Origin of the sequence: Paraburkholderia agricolaris, assembly GCF_009455635.1 — a bacterium.
GTDB classification, from domain to species: Bacteria; Pseudomonadota; Gammaproteobacteria; order Burkholderiales; family Burkholderiaceae; genus Paraburkholderia; species Paraburkholderia agricolaris.
In genome coordinates this window covers 860,587-886,412 of sequence record NZ_QPER01000001.1, presented here as the reverse complement: position 1 = coordinate 886,412, position 25,826 = coordinate 860,587, and the positions used below count along the sequence as shown (strand labels likewise).

Below are 25,826 nucleotides of genomic sequence, written 5' to 3'. Positions count from 1 at the left end.
ATTAATCCCCTTTTTTTGTGGTTTCGTTCACAGCGTCCACCGTTTCGCGTTGACTCGCAACCAGCGCGGCCAGCGTGCTGATCGAGCGGAAGTGTTCGCGGGTGCGTTCGTCGTTCGCTGCGATGGTCAGTTGGTATTGTTTGCGCAGCACGATGCCGATTTCGAGCGCGTCGATCGAATCGAGACCGATGCCGTCGGTATCGAACAACGGTGCATCGTCGTCGATATCGGCCGGGCTCAGGTCCTCCAGATCGAGGGCTTCGATCAGGAGCTGTTTAATTTCCAGTTTTAAAGAATCCATAATCGAACAGGTGCTGGGTGATATGTGCTTCGATGGCGCTGGTCACACTGCGCGCCGCGAGAGACGGTGAAGTGTCATGGTCCGCAAGTTGCTCGACGCCGAACGGCTCGAGCACGTTCACGCGTATCCGGAACGCGCGCGCCGGCACGTCGTACCAGCGCATCTGCTTCGTAAATGCCGGCGGATCGCAATCCATCAGAACCGGCACGATCGGCGCACCGACCTTCAACGCCATGTGCGCGAAACCGCGTGAAAACGCGTGCAGCCGGTTCGGCGCGGGGCTGCGCGTGCCTTCGGGAAAAATGATCATCGTGTAGCCCGCTGCGAGCTGCCGCGCGCCGGCTTCGACGAGTTCCGAGGGATCGGCATTGCTCACATACTCCGCCGAACGCACGATTCCCCAGAAACACGGGTTGCCCCAGTGCGCGTTTTTCACCACGCAACAGGCCCGCGGCGTGAGCGACAACAGCACCATCACGTCGAGGTAGGTCGGGTGGTTCGCGACCACGATTGCCGGGGCGCCCGCGCGCAATGCGTGCGCGCCCGACACCTCGAGCTCCATCACGCCGATGTACCGCAATACCGCAACCAGTGCGCGGAAGAACCAGTGGATCACTGTTGTCACTGCAAGCTGGCGCGAGGCCCGGTGCGGCCATAGCCACGCGAGCGGGAACACCAGCACCGAAAACAGCAGGCCGCAGACGCCAAACACGACGAAGGCCATGCCTGTCGCGCAGAACCGCCAAACATAATCAAACCGCTTGTTCATGCCACCTCCAATGCCAGGTGGCGCCGGCGCCTTGCCAGACGGCAGGCTTGCCGGTTTCCAGACAGTGCAGCAGCGCCTGGCTCTGGGTCGCGAAACTTTCCTCCGCGCCTGCCTCGCTTGCGGGGTTTGCCGGTTGCACGGTCTCTGCAGCCTCCGGCTCGCCCGCGCCGGACAACGTGCAGGCCAACTGCCCCGCCGCCGCTGCGCCGTTCAGCAGGATCGCGACCGCGCCGCCCTGCACTTCGTCTTCAATCGTGCCGTATGCAGGATCGGCCGGCTCGTCGGCGTATACCAGCAGCACCGGCGAGCCGGGTTGCGTTGCGTACTGCGCATACGCTTCCAGCAGCGCATAACCGAGCGTCTGAGCGCCGGCCGAAATCGCGCTGGCAGCGGAGCGATCGTCGCGCGCGATACCGAACACGCCGGTCATGGCGTTCAGCACCGACAGGCTGAAGGCGGTCGGCGAGACCGGTTCGCCCGCGCTGATCTGGCGCAGAATGTCCGTTGTGCGCCGCAATTCGCCGTGGCGTGAAGCAAACACGACCCGCACCTCGTCTTGCGCCACGCAATCGTGTGCAACCTTCAGGGCAACCTTGGACAGCGTGCTCAGACGACGCCGCACAATCGGCTCGATAAAGCCGATATCGGGTGCGACAGATGCGGCAGCAGGCCAGCTAGACCAGCGAGCGACCGGAATGGTCCAGTGCAGATCGGGCATATCGGTGTTCGCGCGTAAAAGCGATGAGGGCTGAGGGCCACTGACGGAATATGCAACCGTCACAGCGTGTGCGCGCCGCGCGGAACGACAATCTCCAGCCGGGGGTCAATCCAATCTTGTTATATAGGTTCAGCGATTTAACGGCACGTGGCCCCGATTATTTAGGTGCCTTTTGACAATTAATCTGCGGATTGGCTCAGGCTCCCTACGGTCGCCGGAATCATACTGAATATTGTGGATTAAATCAGCCACAAAAGACGTATCTATCTGTATCCGTGTCGCAGGTGCGACGGATCACTGGACAAACTCAAAGAGGCAAGCCTGGCGGCCCTTGCACGACCGGCGACCGGCCCGCAAAGCCACTTGCCGCGAGCTTCGCGGACAAGCTCGCGGTGAGCGGTCTCGATCGGTACACAGCAATAGATGCCGAAACTTTCAACTAACTTTCGAAAATTCGTGTTTCGTTTCGGAACACTTCAATGCTTCAGTGCGATCGGTCAATCATACTCACGACTTACGGACGCTTACCCTTCAGCCATTTTTGCAAGGTCGTGCCTGCTGCTATCGGATCTCGCCCGATCGGAGACACCCGGGCTTGCAAAGCAAACGGCCCGGCAGGAACAACCTGCCGGGCCGTTTTTTTACTGCATCGCAATGCAGGCCGTTCGATGTAACGACCCGTCGCTTCCGCTTACTGCACGACCTTCGCGCCCGACGCCGCTGCCGGCGCAGCCGCCGGTGAGGCGCTCGTCGTAGCGACCTCGTTCGAGATCCCGCCATTCTTGTCGACGGGAATCTTCACCGTACGGACCACCCCATTGCCGAGCGGGAAGTCGGCCAGCGCGCTGCGCGCCAGATACGGCATGGCTCTCACCAGCGACGACTCGTCGTCCGAGCTACGCGCCGTCACGTTATAGACCTCCTTGCCGCTAGCACGCTCGGTGATCCGCACGCCGAGCAGATGCGTGAAAATCGGGTAGCTCTGGTTCACGTATGCCGTCGGATACGGTCCCCATGGACCCCACGGGCCCCACGGATCGAACGGCCGGCCCCAGTACGGCGACGGCCAGGGGCTGTAATACACCGGCTGCGCGACTGTCACCATGTCCGAACGAATCCCGTACGACAGCCCGACCAGGTAGCGCGCCGTTGAAGCGTCGACCTGACGGAATGCGTGCGTGGCGAGTTCGTTGCAGACGATACGTTCGTAAGTAGTGAGTTCGAGATTGCTCTTCTGATCCGCCGGCCGCGTGAAGGCATACGTACGGGTGGCGTCGCTGCCGCTCCAGTCGGAAAACGCCGTGACCTGGGAAGTCACGTAGCTTGTGCAGCCGGACAGCAGCACCGTCAGCGCGCCCAGCAGCAGCGCGGCGTGGCGGGTCCATCGATTGGTTTTCATGGTCTACCTCGTGTTGCCTGTTATTGCCAGTCCTGATCGGGTTCGTTGGCGCGCGGCCGTTGCCGCGCGGGCGTCCGATAATACGCTGACCTGGCAATTCGGTAAAAAGTTCGACCCGCACGATCCGCCGAGCCTTTGTACAATGGCTCGACAAGCCCGGCTCGCGCGCCATGAGCACGCGTGACGGCTCGAGTCCCATCACTACAGAACGCCATGGCCGATACCGCAACGCCCAATGTGATTCGCCGCGCAGACTACGCGCCACCCGCCTTCCTGATCGACACCGTCGCGCTGGAGTTCGATCTGGTCCCCGAACGCACCGTCGTCAGGAACACGATGCGGGTGCGCCGCAACCCGGACGCGTCCCGCGCTTCGAATCTCGAACTGATGGGCGAACAACTCGAGTTCGTCAGCGCCGCGATCGACGGCGCCGCGTTCGCCAGCGCGCATGCGCACGAGCACGGCCTCACGCTCAAGAACGTGCCGGATAACTTCGAACTCACGCTCACCAGCATCTGCAATCCGGCGGAAAACACCACGCTGTCGGGCCTGTATGTGTCGGGCGGCAACTTCTTCACGCAGTGTGAGGCCGAGGGTTTTCGTCGCATCACTTATTTCCTCGACCGCCCTGACGTGATGGCGACCTTCACGGTCACGCTGCGCGCCAGCAAGGCCGACTATCCGGTGCTGCTGTCGAACGGCAATCTGCTCGAAGAAGGCGATCTGCCGGACGGCCGCCATTTCGCCCGCTGGGAAGACCCGTTCAGGAAGCCGAGTTATCTGTTCGCGCTGGTCGCGGGCAAGCTGGTTGCGCTCGAAGAACGCGTGACGAGCGGCTCGGGCAAGGAAAAGCTGCTGCAGGTGTGGGTCGAACCGCACGATCTGGACAAGACGCGTCACGCCATGGATTCGCTGATCAACTCGATCCGCTGGGACGAGCAGCGTTTCGGGCTGGAGCTGGATCTGGACCGCTTCATGATCGTCGCGGTGAGCGACTTCAACATGGGCGCAATGGAGAACAAGGGGCTCAACATCTTCAACACGAAGTACGTGCTGGCGAACCCCGAAACGGCAACCGACACCGACTTCGCGAACATCGAGGCGGTGGTCGGCCACGAGTACTTCCACAACTGGACCGGCAACCGCGTGACGTGCCGCGACTGGTTCCAGCTGAGCCTGAAAGAAGGCCTGACGGTGTTCCGCGATCAGGAATTCTCGGCCGACATGGCAGGCGGCGCGACCGATGAAGCCGCACGCGCCACCAAACGCATCGAAGACGTGCGCGTGCTGCGCCAGATGCAGTTCGCCGAAGACGCGGGTCCGATGGCGCACCCGGTGCGCCCGGAAAGCTACGTCGAAATCAACAACTTCTACACGATGACGGTCTACGAAAAAGGCTCCGAAGTCGTGCGGATGTATCAGACGCTGTTCGGCCGCGACGGCTTCCGCAAGGGCATGGACCTGTACTTCAAGCGTCATGACGGCCAGGCGGTGACGTGCGACGATTTCCGTCACGCGCTCGCCGACGCGAACGGCCGCGATCTCGCGCAATTCGAGCGCTGGTATAGCCAGGCCGGCACACCGCGCGTCTCGGTCCGTACCAGGTACGACGCCGCACAACAGCGCTATAGCATGACGCTCACGCAAGCTTATGGCGATGCAGCGCCGTCCGCGCGTGAAACACAAAAGGGGCCGTTGCTGATTCCGTTCGCGATCGGTTTGATCGGCAACGACGGCCACGACCTGCCGCTGCAACTGGAAGGCGAAAGCAAAGCTTCGGACGCCACCACGCGCGTACTGGAATTCACGCAGACCGAACAGACCTTCACGTTCGTCAACGTCGCGCAGGAACCGCTGCCCTCGTTGCTGCGCAATTTCTCGGCGCCGGTGATTGTCGAATACGACTATTCAGCCGACCAGCTCGCGTTCCTGCTCGCACACGACAGCGATCCGTTCAACCGCTGGGAAGCCGGCCAGCGGCTCGCCACCCGCGAGTTGCTGACGCTCGCCGGGCGCGCTGCTACCGGCGTGCCCCTGCAACTCGACGACTCGGTTGTCGACGCGTTCGCCCGTGTGCTGACCGACGAAACGCTCTCGCCCGCTTTCCGCGAGCTGGCGTTGATGCTGCCGTCGGAAGCCTATCTGGCTGAGCAGATGGCCGAATCGAATCCGGCGGCCGTGCACGCCGCGCGGCAATTCGTGCGCAAGCGCCTCGCGAATGCGCTCAGGAAAGACTGGCTTGCGGTGTACGAGAAGCACCGCACGCCGGGCGCCTACGAAGCCACGCCGGAGGCTTCCGGTCATCGCGCGTTGAAGAATCTTGCCTTGTCGTATCTGGCGGAACTGGACGATCCGGCTGAAGCCGTGCGCCTCGCGTCCGCGCAATACGACACCGCCAACAACATGACCGACCGCTCCGCGGCGCTCTCCACGTTGCTCAATGCATCGGCCGCGAACGGCGGCAGCGTTCAGGCGCAGCAGGCGCTGGACGACTTCTACCGGCGCTTCGAAAAGGAGCCGCTCGTCATCGACAAGTGGTTCGCCTTGCAAGCCACACAGCGCGGCAGCGCACAGCGTCCGGTGATCGAAACCGTGCGCAAGCTGATGGCGCACCCGGCGTTCAACCTGAAGAACCCGAACCGCGCTCGCTCGCTGATTTTCAGCTTCTGTGCGGCAAACCCGGCGCAGTTCCACGCCGAAGACGGCTCGGGCTACGCGTTCTGGGCCGACCAGGTGATCGCGCTCGACGCCATCAACCCGCAAGTGGCCGCCCGCCTCGCCCGTTCGCTGGAACTGTGGCGCCGCTTCACGCCGGCGCTGCGTGACGGCATGCGCGCGGCGCTGGAGAAAGTGGCGTCGCAGGCGAAATCGCGTGACGTGCGCGAGATCGTGGAGAAAGCGTTGGCCTGAGGTTCTTCTGAAGGCGCTTCTGAAGACGCTTCCCGCAGCGGAAAGCCGGCACGTGTTGCCGGCTTTTTTGCGTCTTGAATTTGCGCCGTGGCGCGGCGTTGCAGTCCTCGACGTTAGCCGTCTGGACGACTGTTCATGCCGGCGTGGCAGGGTGAAAGTAAACGCATTCATTTAACGGTTTACGTTTAACGCATCGCGTTATATCATCCCATGATCACGACATTTGGCGACAAGGCTGCGGCAGCAATCTTCCAGGGCAAGTTCGTGCATTCACTGCCGCTCTACATGCAGGCGCTCGCACGCCGCAAGCTGCTGATGATCGACGCCGCGGAGTCCATCCGCAGCCTGCATGCGCCGCCGGGCAACCGGCTCGAAACCTTGCAAGGCCAGCGCAGCGGGCAGTGGAGCATTCGCATCAACGCGCAGTGGCGCATCTGTTTTCATTTTGTCGACGGGGCGGCGCTGAATGTCGAAGTTGTCGACTATCACTGATTATTGGGAGACCAGCATGGTCATCAAACGCTCCGATCTGGGCAGCATCGACTTCTCCGACATCGGCACGGGAGAAAGCATCCCGGAGACTCACCCGGGGGAGATTCTGCGCAGCGAGTTCCTCGACCCGCTCGGCATGTCCGTCAATGCGCTCGCACTTGCGCTGCGTGTACCGGCGCCGCGCATCAACGACATCGTGCGCGGCAAACGCGCCATCTCGGCTGACACCGCACTGCGGCTCGAACGCTACTTTGGCGCGAGTGCGCAGTTCTGGCTAAATCTGCAGATCGCGTACGACCTGCGCATCGCCACCGCCGCGGCCGGCGAGCAGATCGAACGCGAGATCGAGCCGATGCCTAGGGCGAACCGGCCGAAACTGCCGAAAGTCTCGGCCGAACACGCCCGGGCGGCAGCGCTTGCGGCGAGCCTCACCGGCAATGTCACGGCCATCAAGGCTCGCCGCAAAGCCTGAATTCACGGGCTTTTGCAGGGCCCGGCAGCCCCGTCGCCGGCCCTTGCATCTCAAAAGCACGGAACCGACACGGCGAGCGGTTAAAATCGAGACATTCCTCAAGCCTTCCCGGAGTACAGCAATGGCTTTGCAACGTCGTACCACTCTCACAAAGTACCTGATCGAGCAGCAGCGCGAGACCAACAACCTGCCGGCCGACCTGCGCCTTCTGATTGAAGTCGTCGCGCGCGCATGCAAGGCGATCAGCTACCACGTCAGCAAGGGCGCGCTGGGCGACGCACTCGGCACGGCAGGCAGCGAAAATGTTCAGGGCGAAGTGCAGAAGAAGCTCGACATCCTGTCGAACGAAATCCTGCTCGAAGCGAATGAATGGGGCGGCAACCTCGCGGGCATGGCGTCCGAGGAAATGGAACAGTTCTTCCCGATCCCGGCCAACTACCCGAAGGGCGAATACCTGCTGGTGTTCGATCCGCTCGACGGCTCGTCGAACATCGACGTCAACGTTTCGATCGGCACGATCTTCTCGGTGCTGCGCTGCCCGGACGGCCAGCAACCCACCGAACAGTCGTTCCTGCAACCCGGCACGCAGCAGGTCGCGGCAGGTTATGCGGTTTACGGCCCGCAAACCGTGCTGGTGCTGACCACCGGCAACGGCGTGAACTGCTTTACGCTCGACCGTGAGCTGGGTTCGTGGGTACTCACGCAAAGCGATATGCGCATTCCGGTTGAGACGCGTGAATACGCGATCAACGCATCGAACGAGCGCCACTGGTATCCCCCGGTCGAGAAATACATCGGCGAGTTGAAGGCAGGCAAGGAAGGTCCGCGCCAGAGCGACTTCAACATGCGCTGGATCGCGTCGATGGTGGCCGATGTGCACCGTATCCTGAACCGCGGCGGCGTCTTCATGTATCCGGCCGACAAGCGCACGCCGGACAAGCCGGGCAAGCTGCGCCTGATGTACGAAGCGAACCCGATGGCGTTCATCGTCGAGCAGGCGGGCGGCGCCGCGACCAACGGCGAGAAGCGCATTCTGGACATCCAGCCGAAAAGCCTGCACGAGCGTGTGGCGGTGTTCCTCGGCTCGAAGAACGAAGTCGACCGCGTCACCCGTTACCATCTGGAAGCAAAAAAGTAATCGCAGGGGCTTGCCAAGTTCGTAAAAAAGTCCCTATAATCTCGTTTCTCCTGATGCCGGAATAGCTCAGACGGTAGAGCAGCGCATTCGTAATGCGAAGGTCGGGGGTTCGATTCCTCTTTCCGGCACCACAAGATTCAAGCAAAAAGCCCAGTCCTCGTGACCGGGCTTTTGCTTTCTATCGGCGACTTTATGAGTCCGCGGAATCTACCCGCCAAAGTCCCATCGATCGCTTCGCGCGGTCATGCCAAGATTGCGAGCGACCACTGCATCTGCAACGATCAGGTTCTCAGCCGGCTTCGTGTCATACGCCAACACCGCTTCCTGCGGCGCCGACGGAAACCACGAGATCCGGCCGGCACACTCGATTCCTACCTGGCATCCTTTCCAGTAGACAGCGTTTTCCATGGTGAACTCTCTGAGGGGCGAAGACAGCCATCTTCCGCGCGAGGCCCGGTGCGTCCGTTAGCCAGCGCACCGTACGCCGTGGATCGCTGCAACAACCATAGACGGCGAGGCGCGTACTCACCGCCCGATGGCGCAATTCGCTACTAAAATGGCGCGGAATCTCTATTGAAACCCGCGCTTCTCCTTCAGGAAATCGATCAGCACGCGTAACTTGAAAGGCATCTGCGCGCGGCTCGCCGTGTACAGATAAAAACCCGGAAAGCTTGGACACCATGCGTCCAGCACACTCACCAGACGACCATCTGCGAGTTGCTCCTTCACGTAGTCGTCGATCACGTGAAGAAGGCCCACGCCCTGCTCTGCCGCCCTCACCATCGTACGCAGATCGTTAGTGACCAGACTCCCGCGCGTCTCGACTTCGAACACGCGCGACGAATCGTCGGGCGGCGCGAACTCCCATCGATAAATACCGCCGCTGGTCGAGAAGCGGTAACGCAAACAATCATGAGCAGCGAGATCGGCAGGCGTCACCGGTACCGGGTAGCGTTCGAAGTAAGCCGGTGAGCCAGCGACGGCAATGCGGATATCGCCGCCCAGCTGCACCGCCACCATATCCTGCGCGACCCGTTCTCCGAGCCGGATACCCGCGTCGAAGCCTTCGCCGACCATGTCCGCGAAACCATCGTCAAGCGTCAGGTCGAGGCGGATCTGCGGATATCGTTGTGTGAACTCAGCCAGATGCGGCAGCACCAGCATCTCGCTCGCGACCCTCGGCAAATTAATGCGCAGCGTGCCGGTAGGCTGATCGCGGGTTTCATCGAGCGCCTCGAAAGCGGCTTCCAACTCACCCAGCGCAGGCAGCACGCGAGCGAGGAATTGTGCGCCCGCCTCCGTCAGGGCGACGCGCCGGGTGGTCCGATTGAAGAGGCGCACATTTAGCTGCGTCTCGAGCGAACGAATGCTTTGCGACAGCGCCGACGCCGTCACCCCGGATTCAGCAGCCGCGCGCGTAAAGTTGCCGTGACGCGCCACGCATACGAACGCTGTCAGCGCCGGCAGCTGGGCTGGATCCATCTCGATCTCCATTATTAAGTCGCACTTCACAATGCTTGCAGACAGAGGGCATTTTTCCAAGTAAAAAATCAGCGCACGATAACTCCATCGATTCAACTCTTCCCGCCTGATCACTCAAGGAGACTGACATGACGATGGACCGCTACAACCTGCTCGGCCGCTCGGGCCTTCGCGTAAGCCCGATCGCACTTGGCACGATGACCTTCGGCACCGAATGGGGCTGGGGCGCAGAGGAACAATCGGCGCAACGTCTGTTTGACCTGTATGTGGATGCCGGCGGCAACTTCATCGATACCGCCGATCTGTACACCGAAGGCACCAGCGAAAAATGGCTGGGCAAATTCGTCGCGGCGCGCGGTCTGCGCGACCGGCTGGTGATCGCCACCAAGTACGGCTACAACGCCGAGACCGGCAATCCAAACGCGGGCGGCAACCACCGGAAGAATCTGCTGCGTGCGCTCGACGGCTCGCTCAAGCGCCTGGGCACCGACTACATCGACCTGTACTACCTGCACACATGGGACCGCGTCACTCCGGTCGACGAAGTGATGCGCGCGATGGACGACGCTGTGCGCGCGGGCAAGATCCGCTACGTTGGCCTGTCCGACACGCCCGCGTGGTTCGCCGGACGCGCGCAGACGTTGGCTGACTGGCGCGGTTTCGAGCCCGTCGCGGCCATGCAACTCGAGTACTCGATGATCGAACGCAACGCCGAAAACGAGTTCGCGGATCTCGCCGCCAATCTCGGCATGGGTCTCGTGCCGTGGAGTCCGCTAGGTATGGGGGTGCTCTCGGGCAAATATCATCCTTCGCAAAGCGGAGCGGCAAAAGCCATTTCCGGCGACGGGCGCCTTGCGAGCCTCGCGAGCGCACCGCCGCCGGGATTCGACAAGCTGACTGAGCGCAACTTTCGCATCGTTGCGGAACTCGAGGCTGTTGCGAATCTGGCAGGACGGCCGATGGCTCAAGTCGCGCTGAACTGGCTGCATCAGAAGCGCGGCGTGTCGAGCATCATTGTCGGCGCGACCCGGCCGGAACAGTTGCAGGAGTCGCTCGGCTCGCTCGATTTCACGCTTGCGCCGGAATTGGCCGCACGGCTCGATGCCGTCTCGGAGCCTGCCCGTCCGTTCCCGTACTACATGTTTGCGGACGGCCATCAGGCGCGGATTCACGGACAGGTCGAAGTCGCCGACAAGCCCGCGGCCTACTCCGCACCCGTGAAAATTCCAGCGCCGAAAGCGTAAAAATCATCCGACGCAAGCGCCGCGCTTCTTCCAGGACGCGGCGCCTTTTTATTTGCGAAAAATAACTTGAAAAGCACTCCCGATCGTCAACGAATTCGGGCAATCGTTCGTTTACCAACAAATGGGGGGCTGAATGACCGCACTGAACGAATCGGTAATTAACGAACGTTCGGCCTAACGCAAAGAAAATCCTTCCAATGCGGCAGTGCACAAAAAACACTGCGATTTGTTCATATGCTCACAGATGAACAGGCCGTACTGTGATGCAATGGAGATAATGAGCGGAAGGCGCGCGGGGCAAGGCTGAAGAAGGAACGGCGGAGATATTGGACTGCTTTGTTTGACAGCGGCGAATTCGGCCGGATGCAGTCAACCGATAAATTCTATTCAAACATTCCGCTCCCATGTCGGCCTGTACCGTTAAAGCAACACACAACATCTGAGCCGCATCGGACGCTGGTGTAAAACGGGGACCGAGGCAGATAATCGGTTTGTAAAGGAGAAAGATCATGGATGCCAAACCACCGAAGATTCCGACCCCGGATAAAGTCTTTAGCCCGGATCCGGAACCCGCTGGCGTCGAGTTTTTGGGTGCCGAACTGCCTGAGCACGTTCGCGCATTTTTCGACGAACAACGCAAGTCGTGCGACTCGAAGTAATTGGGCTGTGGCGCGATGCAGCATCCGCGTCCGCGCGTCCGGCGCGCGGTGACGGTTTGCACGCGCCCCTACGATTGTCTTTTGCCGCTTGCGCGGCACGGGTTACGCCTGCTTGATTGCGACGCCTGGCTCATGTGGCCTGGCGCCTTGTTAGCGCACGTCTCTGACGGGCGTCTTTGAATACCCGGTCGTTTGGTGGTCGTTTGGTGCAATCGATCGGCGCGCCAGCCTGAGCCCGCCCGGCCTACCTAATCCCGCTTAAGGCCATTTGCTCCGCGCATCGTCTATTCTTCTGGTTTTTCTTCTGCGGCCATCCGGCCACTCCCCTCTTCGATGAATCGCTCGTATCGCTTTGGAGCGTCATGCGCGCTCGCTTTATTCACCGCGCTCGCGCTGGCGCCCGCTCCCGCCGTCGCGGATGGCGACGACACCGCGCTGACCAGCTTGATCGCACTGGCATCGCAGCGTCTCGCGCTCGCGGAACCGGTAGCACGCTGGAAATGGGCGAACCATCAACCGATTACGGATACGCCACGGGAGAACGCGCTGCTCGCCGACGTCGAAAAGCGCGCCGTCGCGGCGAACGTCGATCCGGCGTTTGCGCGCGCCTTCTTCCAGGATCAGATCGACGCCAGCAAGGACGTGCAGAACGCGCTGTTTGCCAACTGGCGCAGCACGCGCCCGCCCGAAGGTCCCGCGCCCGACCTGGCCACCAGCACGAGGCCGCAGTTGGACCGGTTGACGCAGTCACTCGTGGCCGGACTCGCGCGCGTGCAGCCGCTGCGCACGGCGCAGGATTGTCCGTCGCGCGTGGCGCAGTCGCTCGCTAACTGGAAATCGCTGACGCGCTACGACTCGACCCGCTCGAGCGCATTGACGCGCGCGCTCGGCCATGTGTGCGAAACAGGTGGAGTCGGTGCGACGGGCTAGTCGCTCTGTGCGGTCTGCGCGGCCGGATCGGGGCCTCAAGTAACTTACATCAGGCCACCGCCCTAAAGACGGATTGCACCGATATCAAGCAGCGGCGGGACGCTGCCGGGCAAAACCCGTCTTAAGCCAGACTCGCCACCGGTATGCCGTTCGAAACGCTCAACGGCATCACACGCAAGCCGCGCGCAAGATGACTTTGCAGAAGCCGATAGGTCGACAACTCGAACGGGCCAGTCACGCTCGACGCATGCAGTACCGCCGCCTGCGCGAGCGAGGGCGCATGCCCGAGGTAATGCCACCGGTCGACAACGTGAAAAGCGCGTGCGTGTGACGCTTCTTCACGCTCCTCAAATACGACCGGACCTTCGAACGGCCAGGGCGCATCCACCGGATCACTCTTCGTGACGCGCGGCATGCGGTTATGGCCGGGACGCAGTGTTGCGATCAACTGCGCCTCCGCGAGCATGGCGCCCAGTTCACCGCCCGTCGCACGCCATTCGACCCGCCGCACTTGCTGCGCGAGCCGCATGTCCTTCGACGAACGTCGCTCGCCCGTCAGATGTGAGCGCAGCCGCTGACGCACGCGGACGCTTCGCCCGACATACAGCGGGAGGTCGTCTTCTCCATAGAAGGCATACACGCCGCATCCCGCCGGCGCGGTATCGAGCAGGTCTTCAGTGATGTCGCCCGCAAGCCGATAGCGCCGTGTGGTGCGTTCGATCTGCGCTTGCAAAACCTCTAATGGCACGAGACCGCCGTGCAGACGCTGCCAGAACTGCCAGATCAGATCGGCGTCGGCCAGCGCGCGGTGACGATCGGACGGAACGAGGCCATGACGCTCCACCAGCGCGTCGAGCCCGTGGCGTTTTTCCGCCGGAAACAATGCGCGCGACAGCCGCACCGTGCACAGCACATCCGGATCGAACGCGAGCCCGGCCCGGCGAAACTCCCCGCGCAGAAAGCCGCGGTCGAAACTCGCGTTGTGCGCCACGAAAAGTTTGCCATTCAGGCGTTCGAACAGGGCCGGGGCGATGGCATCGAACGTCGGCGCACCTCGCACCATCGCGTTCGTGATGCCGGTCAGTTGCTGAATAAAAGAGGGAATCGGTTGCTGGGGGTCAACCAGGCTGCTCCAACGCGATACGCCGGCCGGCCCTATTTCAACCACCCCAACTTCGGTGATGCGATGTTCGCTGGTCGAGCCACCGGTGGTTTCAAGGTCGACGAAGACGATCGGCATAGCCAGAGCCGACTCTGGCACAAACTGTTCAGACATGGAAAAGGATACTTTGGACGCGTGGCTTTGCGGCAAGTATGCACCAGTTAGCCGCCGCGCACCCACCCCGTATTGCTTTGCCTTGGGCGCTACGCGCTGCAAAGACTACATTTCGCACGATCCATGAACCGCTCACTGCGCTGCGTATTATTATATTTTTATGACCCTGGTTTGAAACTTCGCGAAACACCACTTTGCCGCTCGCATTGCCCATATATTTAATACGAACCAGATAGTTAATAAAATCAGGTGCGTCGATATAATGAGCGGATGTAAAAAAGCCTTCGCATCTAGCGAAGGCTTTTGGGCGATCAGGATCACGCTGCCCTGAGGCACATGCAGAGCCGCGCAACTTACAGCGGCTGGATGTTCGCCGCCTGCTTGCCCTTCGGGCCCGCCTTGACCTCGAAGGAAACGCGCTGATTCTCCTTCAGCGACTTGAAACCTTCGGAGCGGATCTCCGAAAAGTGCGCGAACAGGTCTTCGCCACCCGAATCCGATGTAATGAAGCCAAAGCCTTTAGCATCGTTGAACCATTTGACGATACCAGTTTCCATATTCCAGTTTCCCTCGACGTTTATCAAAATGGGGACATTGCCCTCAAGCCGCACTTCATTGCCATTGCGTCCGCGACAGAACATTTCAGAAGGCCTGCACAATCAGATCTGGCGATTGAAATTCAGCATTGCCGTTATACGGGGAACGAAGAATTACCGTCAAGCGAATTTTTCATATGCCCTTAGTACGGCCCACGATAATGCAATGCGAGATGAATCAAAAAATCACAGCAGCATAGTCAGCAAAAACCAGACAATCTTCCAAGTCAATATTACTCCATCGGTGCCAGATACTGGCAATATCGGCAAAAACTTCTCCACACCAATGAAAATATGTAACAAGACATGTTTTTGGTAAGTGTTTATCCGAGTTGTTGCGCTGCACTCATCGCCGCATGATGGAAATCAGTAGCGAGAAGTAATTCGCTTCAGGGGAGATTACTATGCTGCTCAATGAATTCCGCCGCCTTATTACCTGGCTCACGCAACCGCACCACCCACACGTAAAGACGGTTCCAGCTCAATCTGAACCGGCCGCCGCGTCACCTTCAGTGTTCGAATTTGATCCGATGTGGCACGGGGACCATTGGCAAAATTTGCTGTCGTCACCCATGGACGCACGCCGCTACGTGATGGAAGACTGGAGCATCCCAACCTTGACGGACTGGAGCGAAGTGGACAACGCCGCGCCAGCACACTGACTGACGCCCGCGAATCCATAACCAGCAGGCAAAAAAAAGCGCGACTGGGAAGTCGCGCCGACAAAGGTTTGGAGATCTTTTTCGTCAACGAAAAAGTCTGCTTCGGAAAGCAGAACTTCCAGTATAGCGGTTTAACCGCAATCGATTATTCGCATAATTAACAACCATCTGTTTCCATAGCAACAACAATCTTTTTTGTACGATTTATCGCGTTGCTTTTTTGCATCGATTACTGTCGCAAATGAGCAACGCGACTCCGCCAATTCGCTTTCCACTCTCCATCAATAGCGCCGAAAGCCTTTATCAGCAAGGCTTAAGCGGCATTCGCCTATCGTTTCACATCCAGTAATACTTTATTGCGAAATTCGGAATGTCCGCTTTTGTGAGCGTCTCTCTACACTCTGCCTAACCGGAAACCGGCGCGCCTGGAGTACAGCGCGCTTCTCATGCGGATTTCGCCTCTCGCTGCGCCCGCGTGAAGGTCTCCTTAAGCCTGGGTTCAAAAAACCCACTCTCGCTCTCGGAGTTACAAGATGAAAAAGACACTCATGGTCGCGGCCCTCACGGGCGTTTTTGCAACGGCAGCACATGCCCAGAGCAGCGTCACGCTGTATGGCTTGATCGACGCCGGCATCACCTATACGAATAACCAGCACGGTCACAGCAGCTGGCAAGAAACCAGCGGCTCGATCAACGGTAGCCGGTGGGGTTTGCGCGGCGCCGAAGATCTGGGCGGCGGTCTCAAGGCCATCTTCACGTTGGAAAACGGCTTCAATATCGCCAACGGCAAGCTTGGCCAGGGTGGTCGTGAGTTTGGTCGTCAGGCATTCGTGGGTCTGACGAGCGACCAGTTCGGCGCGGTGACCCTCGGTCGTCAATATGACAGCGTGGTGGACTATGTCGGCCCGCTGTCGCTGACTGGCACGCAATATGGCGGCACCCAGTTCGCTCACCCGTTCGATAACGACAACCTGAACAACTCGTTCCGCGTGAACAATGCGATCAAGTATCAGAGCGTGAACTACGGCGGCTTCAAGTTCGGCGCTACGTACGGCTTCTCGAACGCGGCTGGCGCCTTTGCGAACAACCGTGAGTACAGCGCTGGTGCGTCGTACAACTGGGGCGGCCTGAACGTCGCCGCCGCGTACTTGCAACTGAACAACGGCGGCTCGACGAACACCGGCGGCGCAGTGTCGGACGACTTCACGTTCGCCGCAACGCGTCAACAGACCTGGGGCGCGGGCGCAAACTACTCGTTCGGACCGGCAACGGCTGGCATTCTGTACACGCAGACCAACCTGACTGGCCTGACCGGCATTGGCGCAACCGCATCGGGCTTCAGCGCCGGCGAGACTTTCGCAAGCAACAGCGCTCACTTCCAGAACTTCGAAGTGAATGGCCGCTACTCGCTCACACCGGCACTGAGCCTCGCGGGTTCGTACACCTACACGCGCGCAAGCCTCAACGGCGTGCGTCCGAACTACAACCAGTTCAACCTGCAAACGGACTACGCACTGTCGAAGCGTACGGACGTGTACCTGCAGGGTGTGTACCAGCGCGTGAACGAAGGTTCGGGCATGGTTGCGAATATCAATGGCGTGGGCGGTGCATCGGCAACGAACAGCCAGGTTGCTGTGACCGCAGGTCTGCGTCACCGCTTCTGAAGCAGCTGGCAGCATCCGCAGTATCGAAGGCGCCGTTCGCGGCGCCTTTTTTTACGCCGTACCGAAAATACGCGCTGCAGGCGAGAACGAGACGGGCTGGCTGCCCGAGGCCGAGCGGAGCAAATTGCCCCCGCTTGTGTCGCAACAACCCGAAACGGGCACTCCAACCCGCCTCTTCCGACACGCCGATAACGACCTAGCCGCCGGTATCGGGCGGCGGATATTTGACGTCTAGTATGTCGATCGGCTGCGGGCCGGCCGGCGTGTACAAAGTCACCGTATCACCAATTTTCGCCTTGAGCAGCGCCCGCGCGATGGGCGAGATCCAGCTCACGTGGCCGACATCCAGATCGACCTCGTCGACGCCGACAATCGTCAGGGTATGCTCCTCGCCGTCTTCCGTTGCATATTCGACGGTCGCGCCGAAGAAAACCTGATCGACGTTTTCCTGCTTGCTGCTATCGACTACCTCGGCAATATCGAGTCGCTTGGTCAGAAAGCGGATCCGCCGGTCGATCTCTCGCAGACGACGTTTGCCGTAAATGTAATCGCCGTTTTCCGAGCGGTCGCCGTTCGAGGCTGCCCACGACACCAGTCTGACCACCTCCGGCCGCTCGACATCGATCAGATGCAGCAGTTCATCGCGCATTCGCCGGTAGCCGGCAGGCGTGATGTAGTTTTTCGTACCCGGTGGGATTTCGGGCTGCGCGACGTCGAGATCGTCGTCATTCTCTTCACTCGACTCTTTGACAAAGGCCTTGTTCATGATGATCCGGTAACCGCAGCAAACGACTGCCTATCAAGGGTACACGATCAGGGCAATGAGACAAATCGTAGTTACATGCTTCCCTTTTTCAAAACCTTTGCTATAATCTCGTTTCTGCGTGCGGCTGTAGCTCAGTTGGATAGAGTACTTGGCTACGAACCAAGGGGTCGTGGGTTCGAATCCTGCCAGCCGCACCACTTATTCGAGGGCCTCCCTCCGGGGAGGCCCTGTGTTTTACTCCGATTGTTTTATCCGGATTTATGCGCAGTTTCACTGAAACTGGCATCATCTCTTTAGCGTGCGGCTGTAGCTCAGTTGGATAGAGTACTTGGCTACGAACCAAGGGGTCGTGGGTTCGAATCCTGCCAGCCGCACCACCTATAAAGGGCCTTCCGATCGGAAGGCCCTTTGTTTTTGCGTGACCGGTTCTGCTATCGGCACGCCCCGCCGCCAAGTCCGGCTTTTACGCCCGGGCCAGCGTCACGGCAACTATCGCGGCGCCGACTGAATATCACCGATCTGCCCGTCGGGAGTCGGTATATCTTCAAACGAACTACCCACCGTGTCCTCGCCGATCGGCCGCGCACGCTCGCCGGTAACCGCCTGCTCCTGGCGCAACACGTCGTCCACACTATCGCCGAAGCGACTTTCCACGAACGCCCGCAGTAGCGCGATCTGCAGCGAGTCTCCGCGCCCTTCCACAGTTCGATGGCCGCCCTCGAATTCCGCAATGCAATGTGCCGCGCCCCGATCAGTCCGCTCACGCACCTCCAGCCGCTGCGTACGTTCCAGCACCGCAGAGGCTGCCTCCCATGACCTGGACGGCGTAAAACGGCCGTCCCATGGCCGGCCACGGTCAATGCCGCGAATCGAGACCGTTTCGCCGCTGTCGGTAAAGTAGATTTCGCGCACGAAGTCGTACAGGCTGCGGGCGACCCAATAGTCGAGCGCCACGCCGGTGAGGTCAGCTACGTTCATAAGGGTTCTCCCTGAAGAACAGATGAGACTTACCGACGGCGGAGGTGTTCGCGGAGACTCAACGAAGGCGCTTCCCGGAGCCACCCACAGGGCGCTCAGACGCCCGCTGCGAGCAGCTTCAGCCAGCCACAGATCAGTAATCCGCCCGCTCGCGGTCGATCCGCATCCCGCCGTCGTGGCGGTGATGCCCTTCCTCGCTCGGCCGCTCGCGCGCAATGCGCATCACGTCCGGATTCGTCCGCACGCGGCGCATGACATTGGCGAGATGGACGCGGTCGCTAACCTGGATCACAAAGCGCAGCACCGTGGATTCCTGCGACAGATCTTCGTCCATCGCGATGTGGACGATGTTCGCATCCGCCGACGTGATGTCGGCCGCTACACGGGCGAATACGCCCTTGGTGTTCTTGACGAGCACCTTCACCGCGACGTCGAACAGACGCCCCGGCTGCGGCGCCCATGCAACGTCGATCCAGCGGCCTGGATCGCGCTTGTGGATACGCTGCGCGACCCGGCAATCGGTGGTGTGGATCGCCATGCCGAGGCCAATGCCGATATAGCCCATGATGTCGTCACCCGGAATCGGACGGCAGCACGCGGACAACTGCACGGACATGCCTTCGGTGCCGGTGATAACGACCGGTGGCGCATGCGGCGCTGTGCCGTCGCGCGAGCCGTCGTCGTCCGCGTCGCGGCCGCTCATCAGCACTTCGATGCGCTTGGCCATGACCGCGGCGACACGCCGGCCGAGGCCGATATCCGCGAAGATTTCCTGACGGTTCTTGTTGCCCGTCCACTGCACGAGCTTTTCCCACGCCTCCGGCGTCACGTCCGACAGCGCCAGCCCGTAGCCCTTCAGCGCCTGGTCGACAAGACGCTCGCCGAGCTGGACGGACTCATTCAGGCGCATCGTCTTCAGATAATGGCGGATTGCCGAACGCGCCTTGCCGGTGCGCACGAAACCGAGCCACGCCGGATTCGGCTTCGAGTACGGTGCGGTGATCACTTCAACGATGTCACCGCTCTTCAACTCGGTGCGCAGCGGCAGCAGTTCGTTATTGATCTTCACGGCGACGCACTGGTTGCCCAGGTCGCTGTGGATCGAATACGCAAAATCGAGCGCAGTGGCGCCGCGCGGCAGCGCCATGATCTTCGACTTTGGCGTAAACACGTAGACCGCGTCCGGGAACAGATCGATCTTGACGTGTTCGAGGAATTCGCTCGAATCGCCTGCTTCGCTCTGAATGTCGAGCAGCGACTTCAGCCACTGGTGCGCGCGCTTCTGCACGTCGTTCAGATCCGCGCCGCCGTTCTTGTACAGCCAGTGCGCCGCGACGCCCGCTTCGGCAATCTCGTGCATCTTGCGCGTGCGCACCTGGAACTCGATCGGTGCGCCGAACGGGCCGACCAGCGTGGTGTGCAGCGATTGATAGCCGTTCACCTTCGGGATCGCGATGTAATCCTTGAACTTGCCCGGCACCGGCTTGTAGAGCGCATGCAACGCGCCGATGCAGGTGTAGCACTCGAGCGCGCTTTCGACCACCACGCGGAAGCCGTACACGTCGAGCACCTGCGAGAACGACAACTGCTTGTCGCGCATCTTCTTGTAGATACTGAAGATGGTTTTCTCGCGGCCAGTGACTTCGGCGTCGAGCTTCGCGTCGGCAATCGCGCGCTGCACCGACTCCAGAATCTTGCCGACCACTTCGCGCCGGTTGCCGCGCGCGGCCTTGACGGCCTTCTCGAGCGTGGCGTAGCGGTGCGGGTTGAAGTTCGCGAAGCTCAGGTCTTGCAGCTCGCGATAGGTATTGTTCAGGCCGAGCCGGTGGGCGATCGGCGCGTAGATGTCCAGCGTCTCGCGCGCCACGCGGCGGCGCTTTTCATGCGGCACCGCACCCAGCGTGCGCATGTTGTGCAGCCGGTCGGCGAGCTTCACCAGAATCACGCGGACGTCGCGCGCCATCGCGAGCAGCATCTTGCGGAAGTTTTCCGCCTGCGCCTCTTCGCGATTGCGAAACTCCATCTTGTCCAGCTTTGACAACCCGTCGACCAGTTCCGCGACCTTTGCGCCGAATCGCTCGGCGAGTTCGGCCTTGGTCACGCCCTGGTCTTCCATCACGTCGTGCAGCAGCGCCGCCATGATCGACTGGGCGTCGAGATTCCAGCCGGCGCAGATTTCCGCGACGGCGACAGGATGGGTAATGTAGGGTTCGCCGCTCTGCCGATACTGGCCGAGGTGGGCTTCGTCGCTGAAATGGAACGCCGCCTTGATGTCCTTGATCTCTTCCGGCTGCAAATAGCCGGACAGAACGGAGGTCAGTTTGGCGATCGAAACGACGTCATGCCGGCGCGGTTGCTCCGGCGTGGCGGTCGGCCCGAACAGATGGCGAAACGACTGTTCGAGGACCGCGTCGATGTACTTCCGTGCAGACGAGGGCGAGTCAGCGTCGTGTTCCACTTCCGTGGCGGTGGGCGGGGTCGTACTCATTTTCGCCTCCGTAGCGGTTAGGGTTAGACGCCGGTCTGCACGGTGATGCAATTACGTGTAGCAAATAGACCTGGCAAATACAGGCAATCGAAAACCGAACAGTGCGCCTTAAACCGGCACCTTCTTCAGCATTTCGACGCCAACCTGGCCGGCTGCGATTTCGCGCAGTGCAACGACGGTGGGCTTGTCGCGGCTTTCGATCTTCGGCGTGTGACCTTGAGCGAGCTGACGCGCGCGATAGGTCGCGGCAAGCGCGAGTTCGAAACGGTTCGGGATCTGTTTGAGACAGTCTTCGACGGTAATGCGGGCCATGTTGGGTTCCTTCTCAGTATGTCGCTTATTCTACCTTATGTGCTCGAACCACCGCCGCGTTCACGCGTGCGGCAGGTGGATGCCGAGCTGCACGAAAAGCTGCGTGTGCCGTGCGTATTGCGAGGCGAAGCGCGAACGCGTCGCCGCCACGAGGCAGCGCAGTTCACCGAGCGCACGATCGAAGTTGTCGTTGATCACGACGTACTCCGCTTCGGCCGCGTGCGCCATCTCGCTGCCGGCTGCAAGCAAACGACGCGTGATCACGTTCGGTTCGTCCTGGCCGCGCTTTTTCAAACGCTCTTCGAGCGCGTCGAGAGACGGCGGCAGGATGAAAATTTCCACTGCGTTGTGAAACTGCTTCTTGACCTGTTGCGCGCCTTGCCAGTCGATTTCGAGCAGCACGTCATGGCCGCTTTTCATCTGCTCTTCGATCCACACGCGCGAAGTCGCGTAGTAGTTGCCGTGCACTTCCGCGCTTTCCAGAAACTCGCCGGCCGCGTGACGGGTCAGGAAATCGTCGACCGTCGTGAAGTGATAGTGCTCGCCGTCCTGCTCTTTCGGACGCGGCGGGCGCGTGGTGTACGAAATCGACAGACGGATCGCGTCGTCGCCGGCGAGCAGTGCGTTCACGAGCGTCGACTTGCCCGCGCCCGAAGGCGCGACCACCATGAACAGGTTGCCGGGGTAAGCGCCGGCGTAAGGGTTGCGCGGGGCGCTGGTTTCGCGTGTGTGGTCGGTCATGTTCTCGGGGCTCCTGCCTTACTCCAGATTCTGTACTTGCTCGCGCATCTGTTCGATGAGCAGCTTCAGGGTCATCGACGAATCGGCCAGTTCCTTCGCGGCGGCCTTCGAGCCGAGCGTGTTCGCTTCGCGATTCAGTTCCTGCATCATGAAGTCGAGGCGCTTGCCGACCTTGCCGCCCTTCTCGATCACGTGACGCGTTTCGTTCAGGTGAGCCGTGAGGCGCGACAGTTCTTCGGCGATGTCGATGCGGATGCCGTACATCGTCACTTCCTGGCGAATCCGCTCGTTGATTTCCTCGCGTGAGACGATCGTTGCCGCCGTATCGGGCGCGGCAATACCAAGCGCTTCCTGCAAACGTTCGACGATCTTCTGCTGATGCCTGGTGATCAGTTCCGGCACCAGCGGCGTGATCTTCGTGACGATCGCTTCCATCTCGGTGACGTTGGCGAGCAGCATCGTCGCCAGTTGCGCGCCTTCACGGGCACGCACGTCGATCAGATCGGTAATCGCCTGCTTGCCGCATGCAAGCACCGCGTCGCGCAACACTTCCGGCGCCACGCCGGTTTCGGCCAGCACACCAGGCCAGCGCAGAATTTCGCCGGTGCGCAGGCGCCCTGCTTCCGGGAACGTCGACAGCACGGTGCGCTCGAGCAGCGCGAGTTGCGTCAGTGCGTCGCGATTGACCGAGCCTGCGTTGGCCGACTGTTCGCTGCGCTGCAGGTTGATACGAATATCGACCTTGCCGCGCGAAAGTTTGTTCATCAGCATTTCGCGCAGCGTCGGTTCGCAGACGCGCACGTCTTCCGGCATCCGGAAGTTCAGATCGAGAAAGCGCGAGTTCACCGTGCGCAATTCGACCGATACGCTCACACCGCCGGTGCCTGAGGCCGCGACGAGTTCGCGCGTGGCGCTCGCATAGCCAGTCATGCTGTAGATCATCGTATTTCTCGCGATTGTGGCCATGCGTTTTGACGATGGCCGGAGAGTCGAATCGCCCGGCGTGTACGAGACGCGGGGCGGGGAATCCGCATTATCCCATTTTTACCGGCAAGGCCCTTTATACGCGGGTCGCCGCCTGCGCCGCACCGCCTCGCCCGAAGCCCCGGCACATGCGGGTAAGCGCCCGGTCGACAGCCCGCCCCGCGCCCGGCGCGATCGGCGGTAAAATCGCGCTTTCCCTCCCGCTTTTTTCCAGACCGATCCCAACATGACCAACAACACCCAACGCCCCAGCGGCCGCCAGGCCAACCAGCTGCGCGACGTGCGCATCACGCGCCACTATACGAAGCATGCGGAGGGCTCGGTGCTGGTCGAATTCGGCGACACCAAGGTTATCTGCACGGCGAGCATCGCCGAGAGCGTGCCGTCGTTCCTGCGCGACCGCGGCCAGGGCTGGCTGACCGCCGAATACGGCATGCTGCCGCGCGCCACGCATACCCGTAGCGACCGCGAAGCCGCGCGCGGCAAGCAAACTGGCCGCACGCAGGAAATCCAGCGCCTGATCGGCCGCGCCTTGCGCTCGGTATTCGATCTCGAGAAGCTCGGCGCGCGCACGCTGCATATCGATTGCGACGTGATCCAGGCCGACGGCGGCACTCGCACAGCCAGCATCACCGGCGCGTTCGTCGCCGCGCATGACGCGGTGGCCAAACTGCTGGCTGCGGGGCGCATCGGAAGCTCGCCTATCACCGACTACATCGCGGCGATTTCCGTCGGCGTGTACGACGGCCTGCCGGTGCTGGACCTCGACTACGACGAAGACTCGCAATGCGACACCGACATGAACGTGGTGATGACGGGCGCGGGCGGCTTCGTCGAAATTCAGGGCACGGCCGAAGGCGCGCCGTTCTCGCGCGATGAAATGAATGCGCTGCTCGATCTGGCAAGCGACGGCATCAACACGCTGATCGCGAAGCAGAAGGAAGCATTGGAGCAAAAGAGTGAGTGAAGGCCGTCAAGACAATGGCGGGGTTGCGTCTGACTCTCCGTTGAAGAAAGTCGTGCTGGCGTCGAACAACGCGGGCAAGCTGCGCGAGTTCGCGGCGCTGCTTGGCGCGGCGGGCATCGAGTTGATTCCGCAGGGCGAGCTGAACGTGCCGGAAGCCGAAGAACCGTATCCGACTTTCGTCGAAAACGCGCTGACCAAGGCGCGTCACGCGGCAAAGCTGACCGGCCTGCCCGCGCTGGCCGACGATTCCGGCTTGTGCGTGCGCGCACTGCGTGGTGCCCCCGGCGTTTATTCAGCACGTTACGCGCAGCGCGCCGGCGGCGAAAAGAGCGACGCGGCGAACAACGCGCAGCTCGTTTCAGCGCTGGCTGGCGAATCGGATCGTCGCGCGTATTACTACTGCGTGCTGGCGCTCGTGCGTCATGCGGATGATCCCGAGCCGCTGATCGCCGAAGGCCGCTGGCACGGCGAAATGCTGGATGCGCCACGCGGCGGGCATGGCTTCGGTTATGACCCGTACTTTTTCCTGCCGTCACTGAAAGCAACCGCCGCGGAACTCGAACCGGCCGTGAAGAACGCCAGCAGCCATCGCGCGATTGCGTTGCGCCACCTGCTCGCGCGGCTGACGGAGGAAGCGTGATTCCGATCAAACCGGCGCCTGCCGACATCGGCAACGGCGTCATTAAGGCTTTCACGTCGCCGGGCAGCATTCGTCTGACGTCGTTGCCGCCGCTGGCGTTGTATGTGCACTTTCCGTGGTGCGTGCGCAAATGCCCGTACTGCGATTTCAACTCGCACGAGTGGAAAGGCGACACATTCCCGGAGACGGAGTACCTCGACGCGCTGCGCGCCGATCTGGAGCTCGCGCTGCCGCTCGTGTGGGGGCGTCAGGTCCACACGGTATTCATTGGCGGCGGCACGCCCAGCCTGCTGTCGGCTGCCGGGCTCGACCGCATGCTGTCCGACATCCGCGCGCTGCTGCCGCTCGACGCCGACGCGGAAATCACGCTCGAAGCCAACCCGGGTACGTTCGAAGCGGACAAGTTCGCGCAGTTTCGCGCGAGCGGGGTGAATCGCCTGTCGGTGGGCATCCAGAGTTTCAATGAAGCGCATCTGAAAGCGCTTGGCCGGATTCATGATTTGACGCAGGCACGCCATGCGGTCGACGTGGCCGCGACCACCTTCGACAACTTCAACCTCGATCTGATGTTCGCCCTGCCAGGGCAAACGCTCGCACAATGTCAGGCCGACGTGGAAACAGCACTGTCATTCGCGCCGCCGCATTTGTCGCTGTATCACCTCACGCTCGAACCGAACACGCTGTTTGCCAAATTCCCGCCGGCACTCCCCGACGACGATGCATCCGCCGACATGCAGGACTGGATTCACGAACGCACAACGGCCGCCGGCTATGAACGCTATGAGGTATCCGCGTATGCGCAGCCGCATCGGCAGAGCAAGCACAATCTGAACTACTGGCGCTTCGGCGATTATCTCGGCATCGGCGCGGGCGCGCATACCAAGCTGTCGTTTCCGAACCGCGTGCTGCGTCAGATGCGCTACAAGCATCCGACCACGTTCATCGAGCAGGCCAAGACCGGCACGGCTGTGCAGGAAGAGCACGAGGTCGGGACGCGCGATCTGCCGTTCGAGTTCATGTTGAACGCGCTGCGACTGGTGGAAGGGTTTCCGGTTCATCGTTTCATCGAACGCACGGGAATGTCGATGACCTCGATCGAGCCAGCTTTGCAGGAGGCGGAACGGCGCAAGCTGATCACGCGCGACCACGAAAAGATCGCCCCGACGCCGCTTGGCCAAGCCTTCCTGAACGATCTGCAAGCGCTGTTTCTGAAGGATCCGCAGTAATTGCAGAGCCGC

General features: G+C 61.1%; 26 protein-coding genes and 3 tRNA genes. 15 read left to right on the top strand and 14 right to left on the bottom strand.

Annotated features, from left to right (window positions below; all coding sequences use genetic code 11):
* Position 1: 1 nt before the first annotated feature.
* The 4 genes from GH665_RS04040 to GH665_RS04025 all read right to left on the bottom strand — a co-directional run bounded on the left by GH665_RS04040 (position 2) and on the right by GH665_RS04025 (position 3,187).
* Complete coding sequence (locus tag GH665_RS04040) at positions 2 to 301, bottom strand: phosphopantetheine-binding protein (RefSeq protein ID WP_028200133.1); 300 nt, start codon at positions 299 to 301, stop codon at positions 2 to 4.
* Positions 276 to 1,070: a lysophospholipid acyltransferase family protein gene (locus GH665_RS04035; protein WP_153134771.1), complete on the bottom strand. Its 795-nt coding sequence runs from the start codon at positions 1,068 to 1,070 to the stop codon at positions 276 to 278. Before GH665_RS04035 ends, GH665_RS04040 begins: the two co-directional genes overlap by 26 nt.
* The gene (locus GH665_RS04030; protein ID WP_153134770.1) at positions 1,054 to 1,788 is read right to left on the bottom strand and encodes a beta-ketoacyl synthase chain length factor; all 735 of its coding nucleotides are present in this window, start codon (positions 1,786 to 1,788) and stop codon (positions 1,054 to 1,056) included. Before GH665_RS04030 ends, GH665_RS04035 begins: the two co-directional genes overlap by 17 nt.
* A gap of 691 nt (positions 1,789 to 2,479) precedes the next feature.
* Positions 2,480 to 3,187: a DUF4136 domain-containing protein gene (locus tag GH665_RS04025; protein WP_153134769.1), complete on the bottom strand. Its 708-nt coding sequence runs from the start codon at positions 3,185 to 3,187 to the stop codon at positions 2,480 to 2,482.
* Positions 3,188 to 3,400: 213 nt separating this feature from the next.
* Here GH665_RS04025 and pepN point away from each other — a divergent pair, with 213 nt between their 5' ends.
* The 5 genes from pepN to GH665_RS04000 all read left to right on the top strand — a co-directional run bounded on the left by pepN (position 3,401) and on the right by GH665_RS04000 (position 8,330).
* Positions 3,401 to 6,097: an aminopeptidase N gene (gene pepN / locus GH665_RS04020; protein ID WP_153134768.1), complete on the top strand. Its 2,697-nt coding sequence runs from the start codon at positions 3,401 to 3,403 to the stop codon at positions 6,095 to 6,097.
* Between the two features lie 210 nt (positions 6,098 to 6,307).
* Positions 6,308 to 6,589, top strand: coding sequence for a type II toxin-antitoxin system RelE/ParE family toxin (locus GH665_RS04015; protein WP_153134767.1), 282 nt, complete (start codon positions 6,308 to 6,310; stop codon positions 6,587 to 6,589).
* 16 nt (positions 6,590 to 6,605) lie between these two features.
* Positions 6,606 to 7,061, top strand: coding sequence for a HigA family addiction module antitoxin (locus tag GH665_RS04010; RefSeq protein WP_153134766.1), 456 nt, complete (start codon positions 6,606 to 6,608; stop codon positions 7,059 to 7,061).
* 121 nt (positions 7,062 to 7,182) lie between these two features.
* A complete protein-coding gene (locus GH665_RS04005) occupies positions 7,183 to 8,199 on the top strand; it encodes a class 1 fructose-bisphosphatase (protein WP_153134765.1) in 1,017 nt (338 codons plus the stop codon).
* 55 nt (positions 8,200 to 8,254) lie between these two features.
* A tRNA-Thr gene (locus GH665_RS04000) sits at positions 8,255 to 8,330 on the top strand.
* Between the two features lie 76 nt (positions 8,331 to 8,406).
* On the opposite strand, the gene GH665_RS03995 is transcribed toward GH665_RS04000, so the two are convergent.
* Both GH665_RS03995 and GH665_RS03990 read right to left on the bottom strand, forming a co-directional pair.
* Positions 8,407 to 8,607 (bottom strand): hypothetical protein, encoded by a 201-nt coding sequence (locus GH665_RS03995; RefSeq protein WP_153134764.1) that lies wholly within the window; start codon positions 8,605 to 8,607, stop codon positions 8,407 to 8,409.
* Positions 8,608 to 8,769: 162 nt separating this feature from the next.
* On the bottom strand, positions 8,770 to 9,681 hold the full coding sequence (locus GH665_RS03990) for a LysR family transcriptional regulator (protein WP_246216134.1): 912 nt from the start codon (positions 9,679 to 9,681) through the stop codon (positions 8,770 to 8,772).
* Positions 9,682 to 9,809: 128 nt separating this feature from the next.
* Here GH665_RS03990 and GH665_RS03985 point away from each other — a divergent pair, with 128 nt between their 5' ends.
* The 3 genes from GH665_RS03985 (at position 9,810) to GH665_RS03980 (ending at position 12,514) form a co-directional block, all read left to right on the top strand.
* A complete protein-coding gene (locus tag GH665_RS03985; RefSeq protein WP_153134763.1) occupies positions 9,810 to 10,925 on the top strand; it encodes an aldo/keto reductase in 1,116 nt (371 codons plus the stop codon).
* A gap of 509 nt (positions 10,926 to 11,434) precedes the next feature.
* Entirely contained in the window at positions 11,435 to 11,584 is a 150-nt protein-coding gene (locus GH665_RS38650) for a hypothetical protein (RefSeq protein WP_028200145.1), read from the top strand.
* A 333-nt stretch (positions 11,585 to 11,917) separates the two neighbouring features.
* Positions 11,918 to 12,514 (top strand): chorismate mutase, encoded by a 597-nt coding sequence (locus GH665_RS03980; RefSeq protein WP_153134762.1) that lies wholly within the window; start codon positions 11,918 to 11,920, stop codon positions 12,512 to 12,514.
* Positions 12,515 to 12,635: 121 nt separating this feature from the next.
* Here GH665_RS03980 and GH665_RS03975 read toward each other — a convergent pair whose 3' ends face one another.
* Both GH665_RS03975 and GH665_RS03970 read right to left on the bottom strand, forming a co-directional pair.
* Complete coding sequence (locus tag GH665_RS03975; protein ID WP_153134761.1) at positions 12,636 to 13,790, bottom strand: exonuclease domain-containing protein; 1,155 nt, start codon at positions 13,788 to 13,790, stop codon at positions 12,636 to 12,638.
* A gap of 353 nt (positions 13,791 to 14,143) precedes the next feature.
* Complete coding sequence (locus GH665_RS03970) at positions 14,144 to 14,347, bottom strand: cold-shock protein (RefSeq protein ID WP_028200148.1); 204 nt, start codon at positions 14,345 to 14,347, stop codon at positions 14,144 to 14,146.
* A gap of 443 nt (positions 14,348 to 14,790) precedes the next feature.
* Here GH665_RS03970 and GH665_RS03965 point away from each other — a divergent pair, with 443 nt between their 5' ends.
* Together GH665_RS03965 and GH665_RS03960 are read left to right on the top strand one after the other, a co-directional pair.
* Positions 14,791 to 15,048, top strand: coding sequence for a hypothetical protein (locus GH665_RS03965; RefSeq protein ID WP_153134760.1), 258 nt, complete (start codon positions 14,791 to 14,793; stop codon positions 15,046 to 15,048).
* 533 nt (positions 15,049 to 15,581) lie between these two features.
* Positions 15,582 to 16,712: a porin gene (locus tag GH665_RS03960; protein ID WP_153134759.1), complete on the top strand. Its 1,131-nt coding sequence runs from the start codon at positions 15,582 to 15,584 to the stop codon at positions 16,710 to 16,712.
* A 196-nt stretch (positions 16,713 to 16,908) separates the two neighbouring features.
* Here GH665_RS03960 and greB read toward each other — a convergent pair whose 3' ends face one another.
* Positions 16,909 to 17,478, bottom strand: a complete 570-nt coding sequence (greB, locus tag GH665_RS03955) for a transcription elongation factor GreB (RefSeq protein WP_153134758.1) — start codon at positions 17,476 to 17,478, stop codon at positions 16,909 to 16,911.
* 120 nt (positions 17,479 to 17,598) lie between these two features.
* On the opposite strand from greB, the gene GH665_RS03950 reads away from it, so the two are divergent.
* Positions 17,599 to 17,675 (top strand) — tRNA-Arg (locus GH665_RS03950).
* Between the two features lie 103 nt (positions 17,676 to 17,778).
* Positions 17,779 to 17,855, top strand: a tRNA-Arg gene (locus GH665_RS03945).
* Between the two features lie 112 nt (positions 17,856 to 17,967).
* On the opposite strand, the gene GH665_RS03940 is transcribed toward GH665_RS03945, so the two are convergent.
* From GH665_RS03940 to GH665_RS03920, 5 genes are all read right to left on the bottom strand, one after another.
* Complete coding sequence (locus GH665_RS03940) at positions 17,968 to 18,456, bottom strand: phage protein NinX family protein (protein ID WP_153134757.1); 489 nt, start codon at positions 18,454 to 18,456, stop codon at positions 17,968 to 17,970.
* Positions 18,457 to 18,589: 133 nt separating this feature from the next.
* On the bottom strand, positions 18,590 to 20,944 hold the full coding sequence (locus GH665_RS03935; protein WP_153134756.1) for a RelA/SpoT family protein: 2,355 nt from the start codon (positions 20,942 to 20,944) through the stop codon (positions 18,590 to 18,592).
* 108 nt (positions 20,945 to 21,052) lie between these two features.
* Positions 21,053 to 21,256 carry a DNA-directed RNA polymerase subunit omega gene (rpoZ, locus tag GH665_RS03930; protein WP_006025620.1) on the bottom strand — a complete coding sequence of 68 codons (204 nt, stop codon included), beginning with the start codon at positions 21,254 to 21,256 and terminating at the stop codon, positions 21,053 to 21,055.
* Positions 21,257 to 21,316: 60 nt separating this feature from the next.
* Complete coding sequence (gmk, locus tag GH665_RS03925; RefSeq protein WP_153134755.1) at positions 21,317 to 21,997, bottom strand: guanylate kinase; 681 nt, start codon at positions 21,995 to 21,997, stop codon at positions 21,317 to 21,319.
* A gap of 18 nt (positions 21,998 to 22,015) precedes the next feature.
* Positions 22,016 to 22,939, bottom strand: coding sequence for a YicC/YloC family endoribonuclease (locus GH665_RS03920; protein WP_153134754.1), 924 nt, complete (start codon positions 22,937 to 22,939; stop codon positions 22,016 to 22,018).
* A gap of 268 nt (positions 22,940 to 23,207) precedes the next feature.
* Between GH665_RS03920 and rph the strand changes: the two genes are divergently transcribed.
* The 3 genes from rph to hemW are packed head-to-tail and all read left to right on the top strand — an operon-like array spanning position 23,208 to position 25,814.
* Positions 23,208 to 23,948 (top strand): ribonuclease PH, encoded by a 741-nt coding sequence (gene rph / locus GH665_RS03915; protein ID WP_153134753.1) that lies wholly within the window; start codon positions 23,208 to 23,210, stop codon positions 23,946 to 23,948.
* Positions 23,941 to 24,588, top strand: coding sequence for an RdgB/HAM1 family non-canonical purine NTP pyrophosphatase (gene rdgB / locus GH665_RS03910; protein WP_153134752.1), 648 nt, complete (start codon positions 23,941 to 23,943; stop codon positions 24,586 to 24,588). The genes rph and rdgB overlap by 8 nt, the downstream gene beginning before the upstream one ends.
* Positions 24,585 to 25,814: a radical SAM family heme chaperone HemW gene (gene hemW / locus GH665_RS03905; RefSeq protein WP_153134751.1), complete on the top strand. Its 1,230-nt coding sequence runs from the start codon at positions 24,585 to 24,587 to the stop codon at positions 25,812 to 25,814. The genes rdgB and hemW overlap by 4 nt, the downstream gene beginning before the upstream one ends.
* The last annotated feature ends 12 nt before the right edge of the window (positions 25,815 to 25,826 follow it).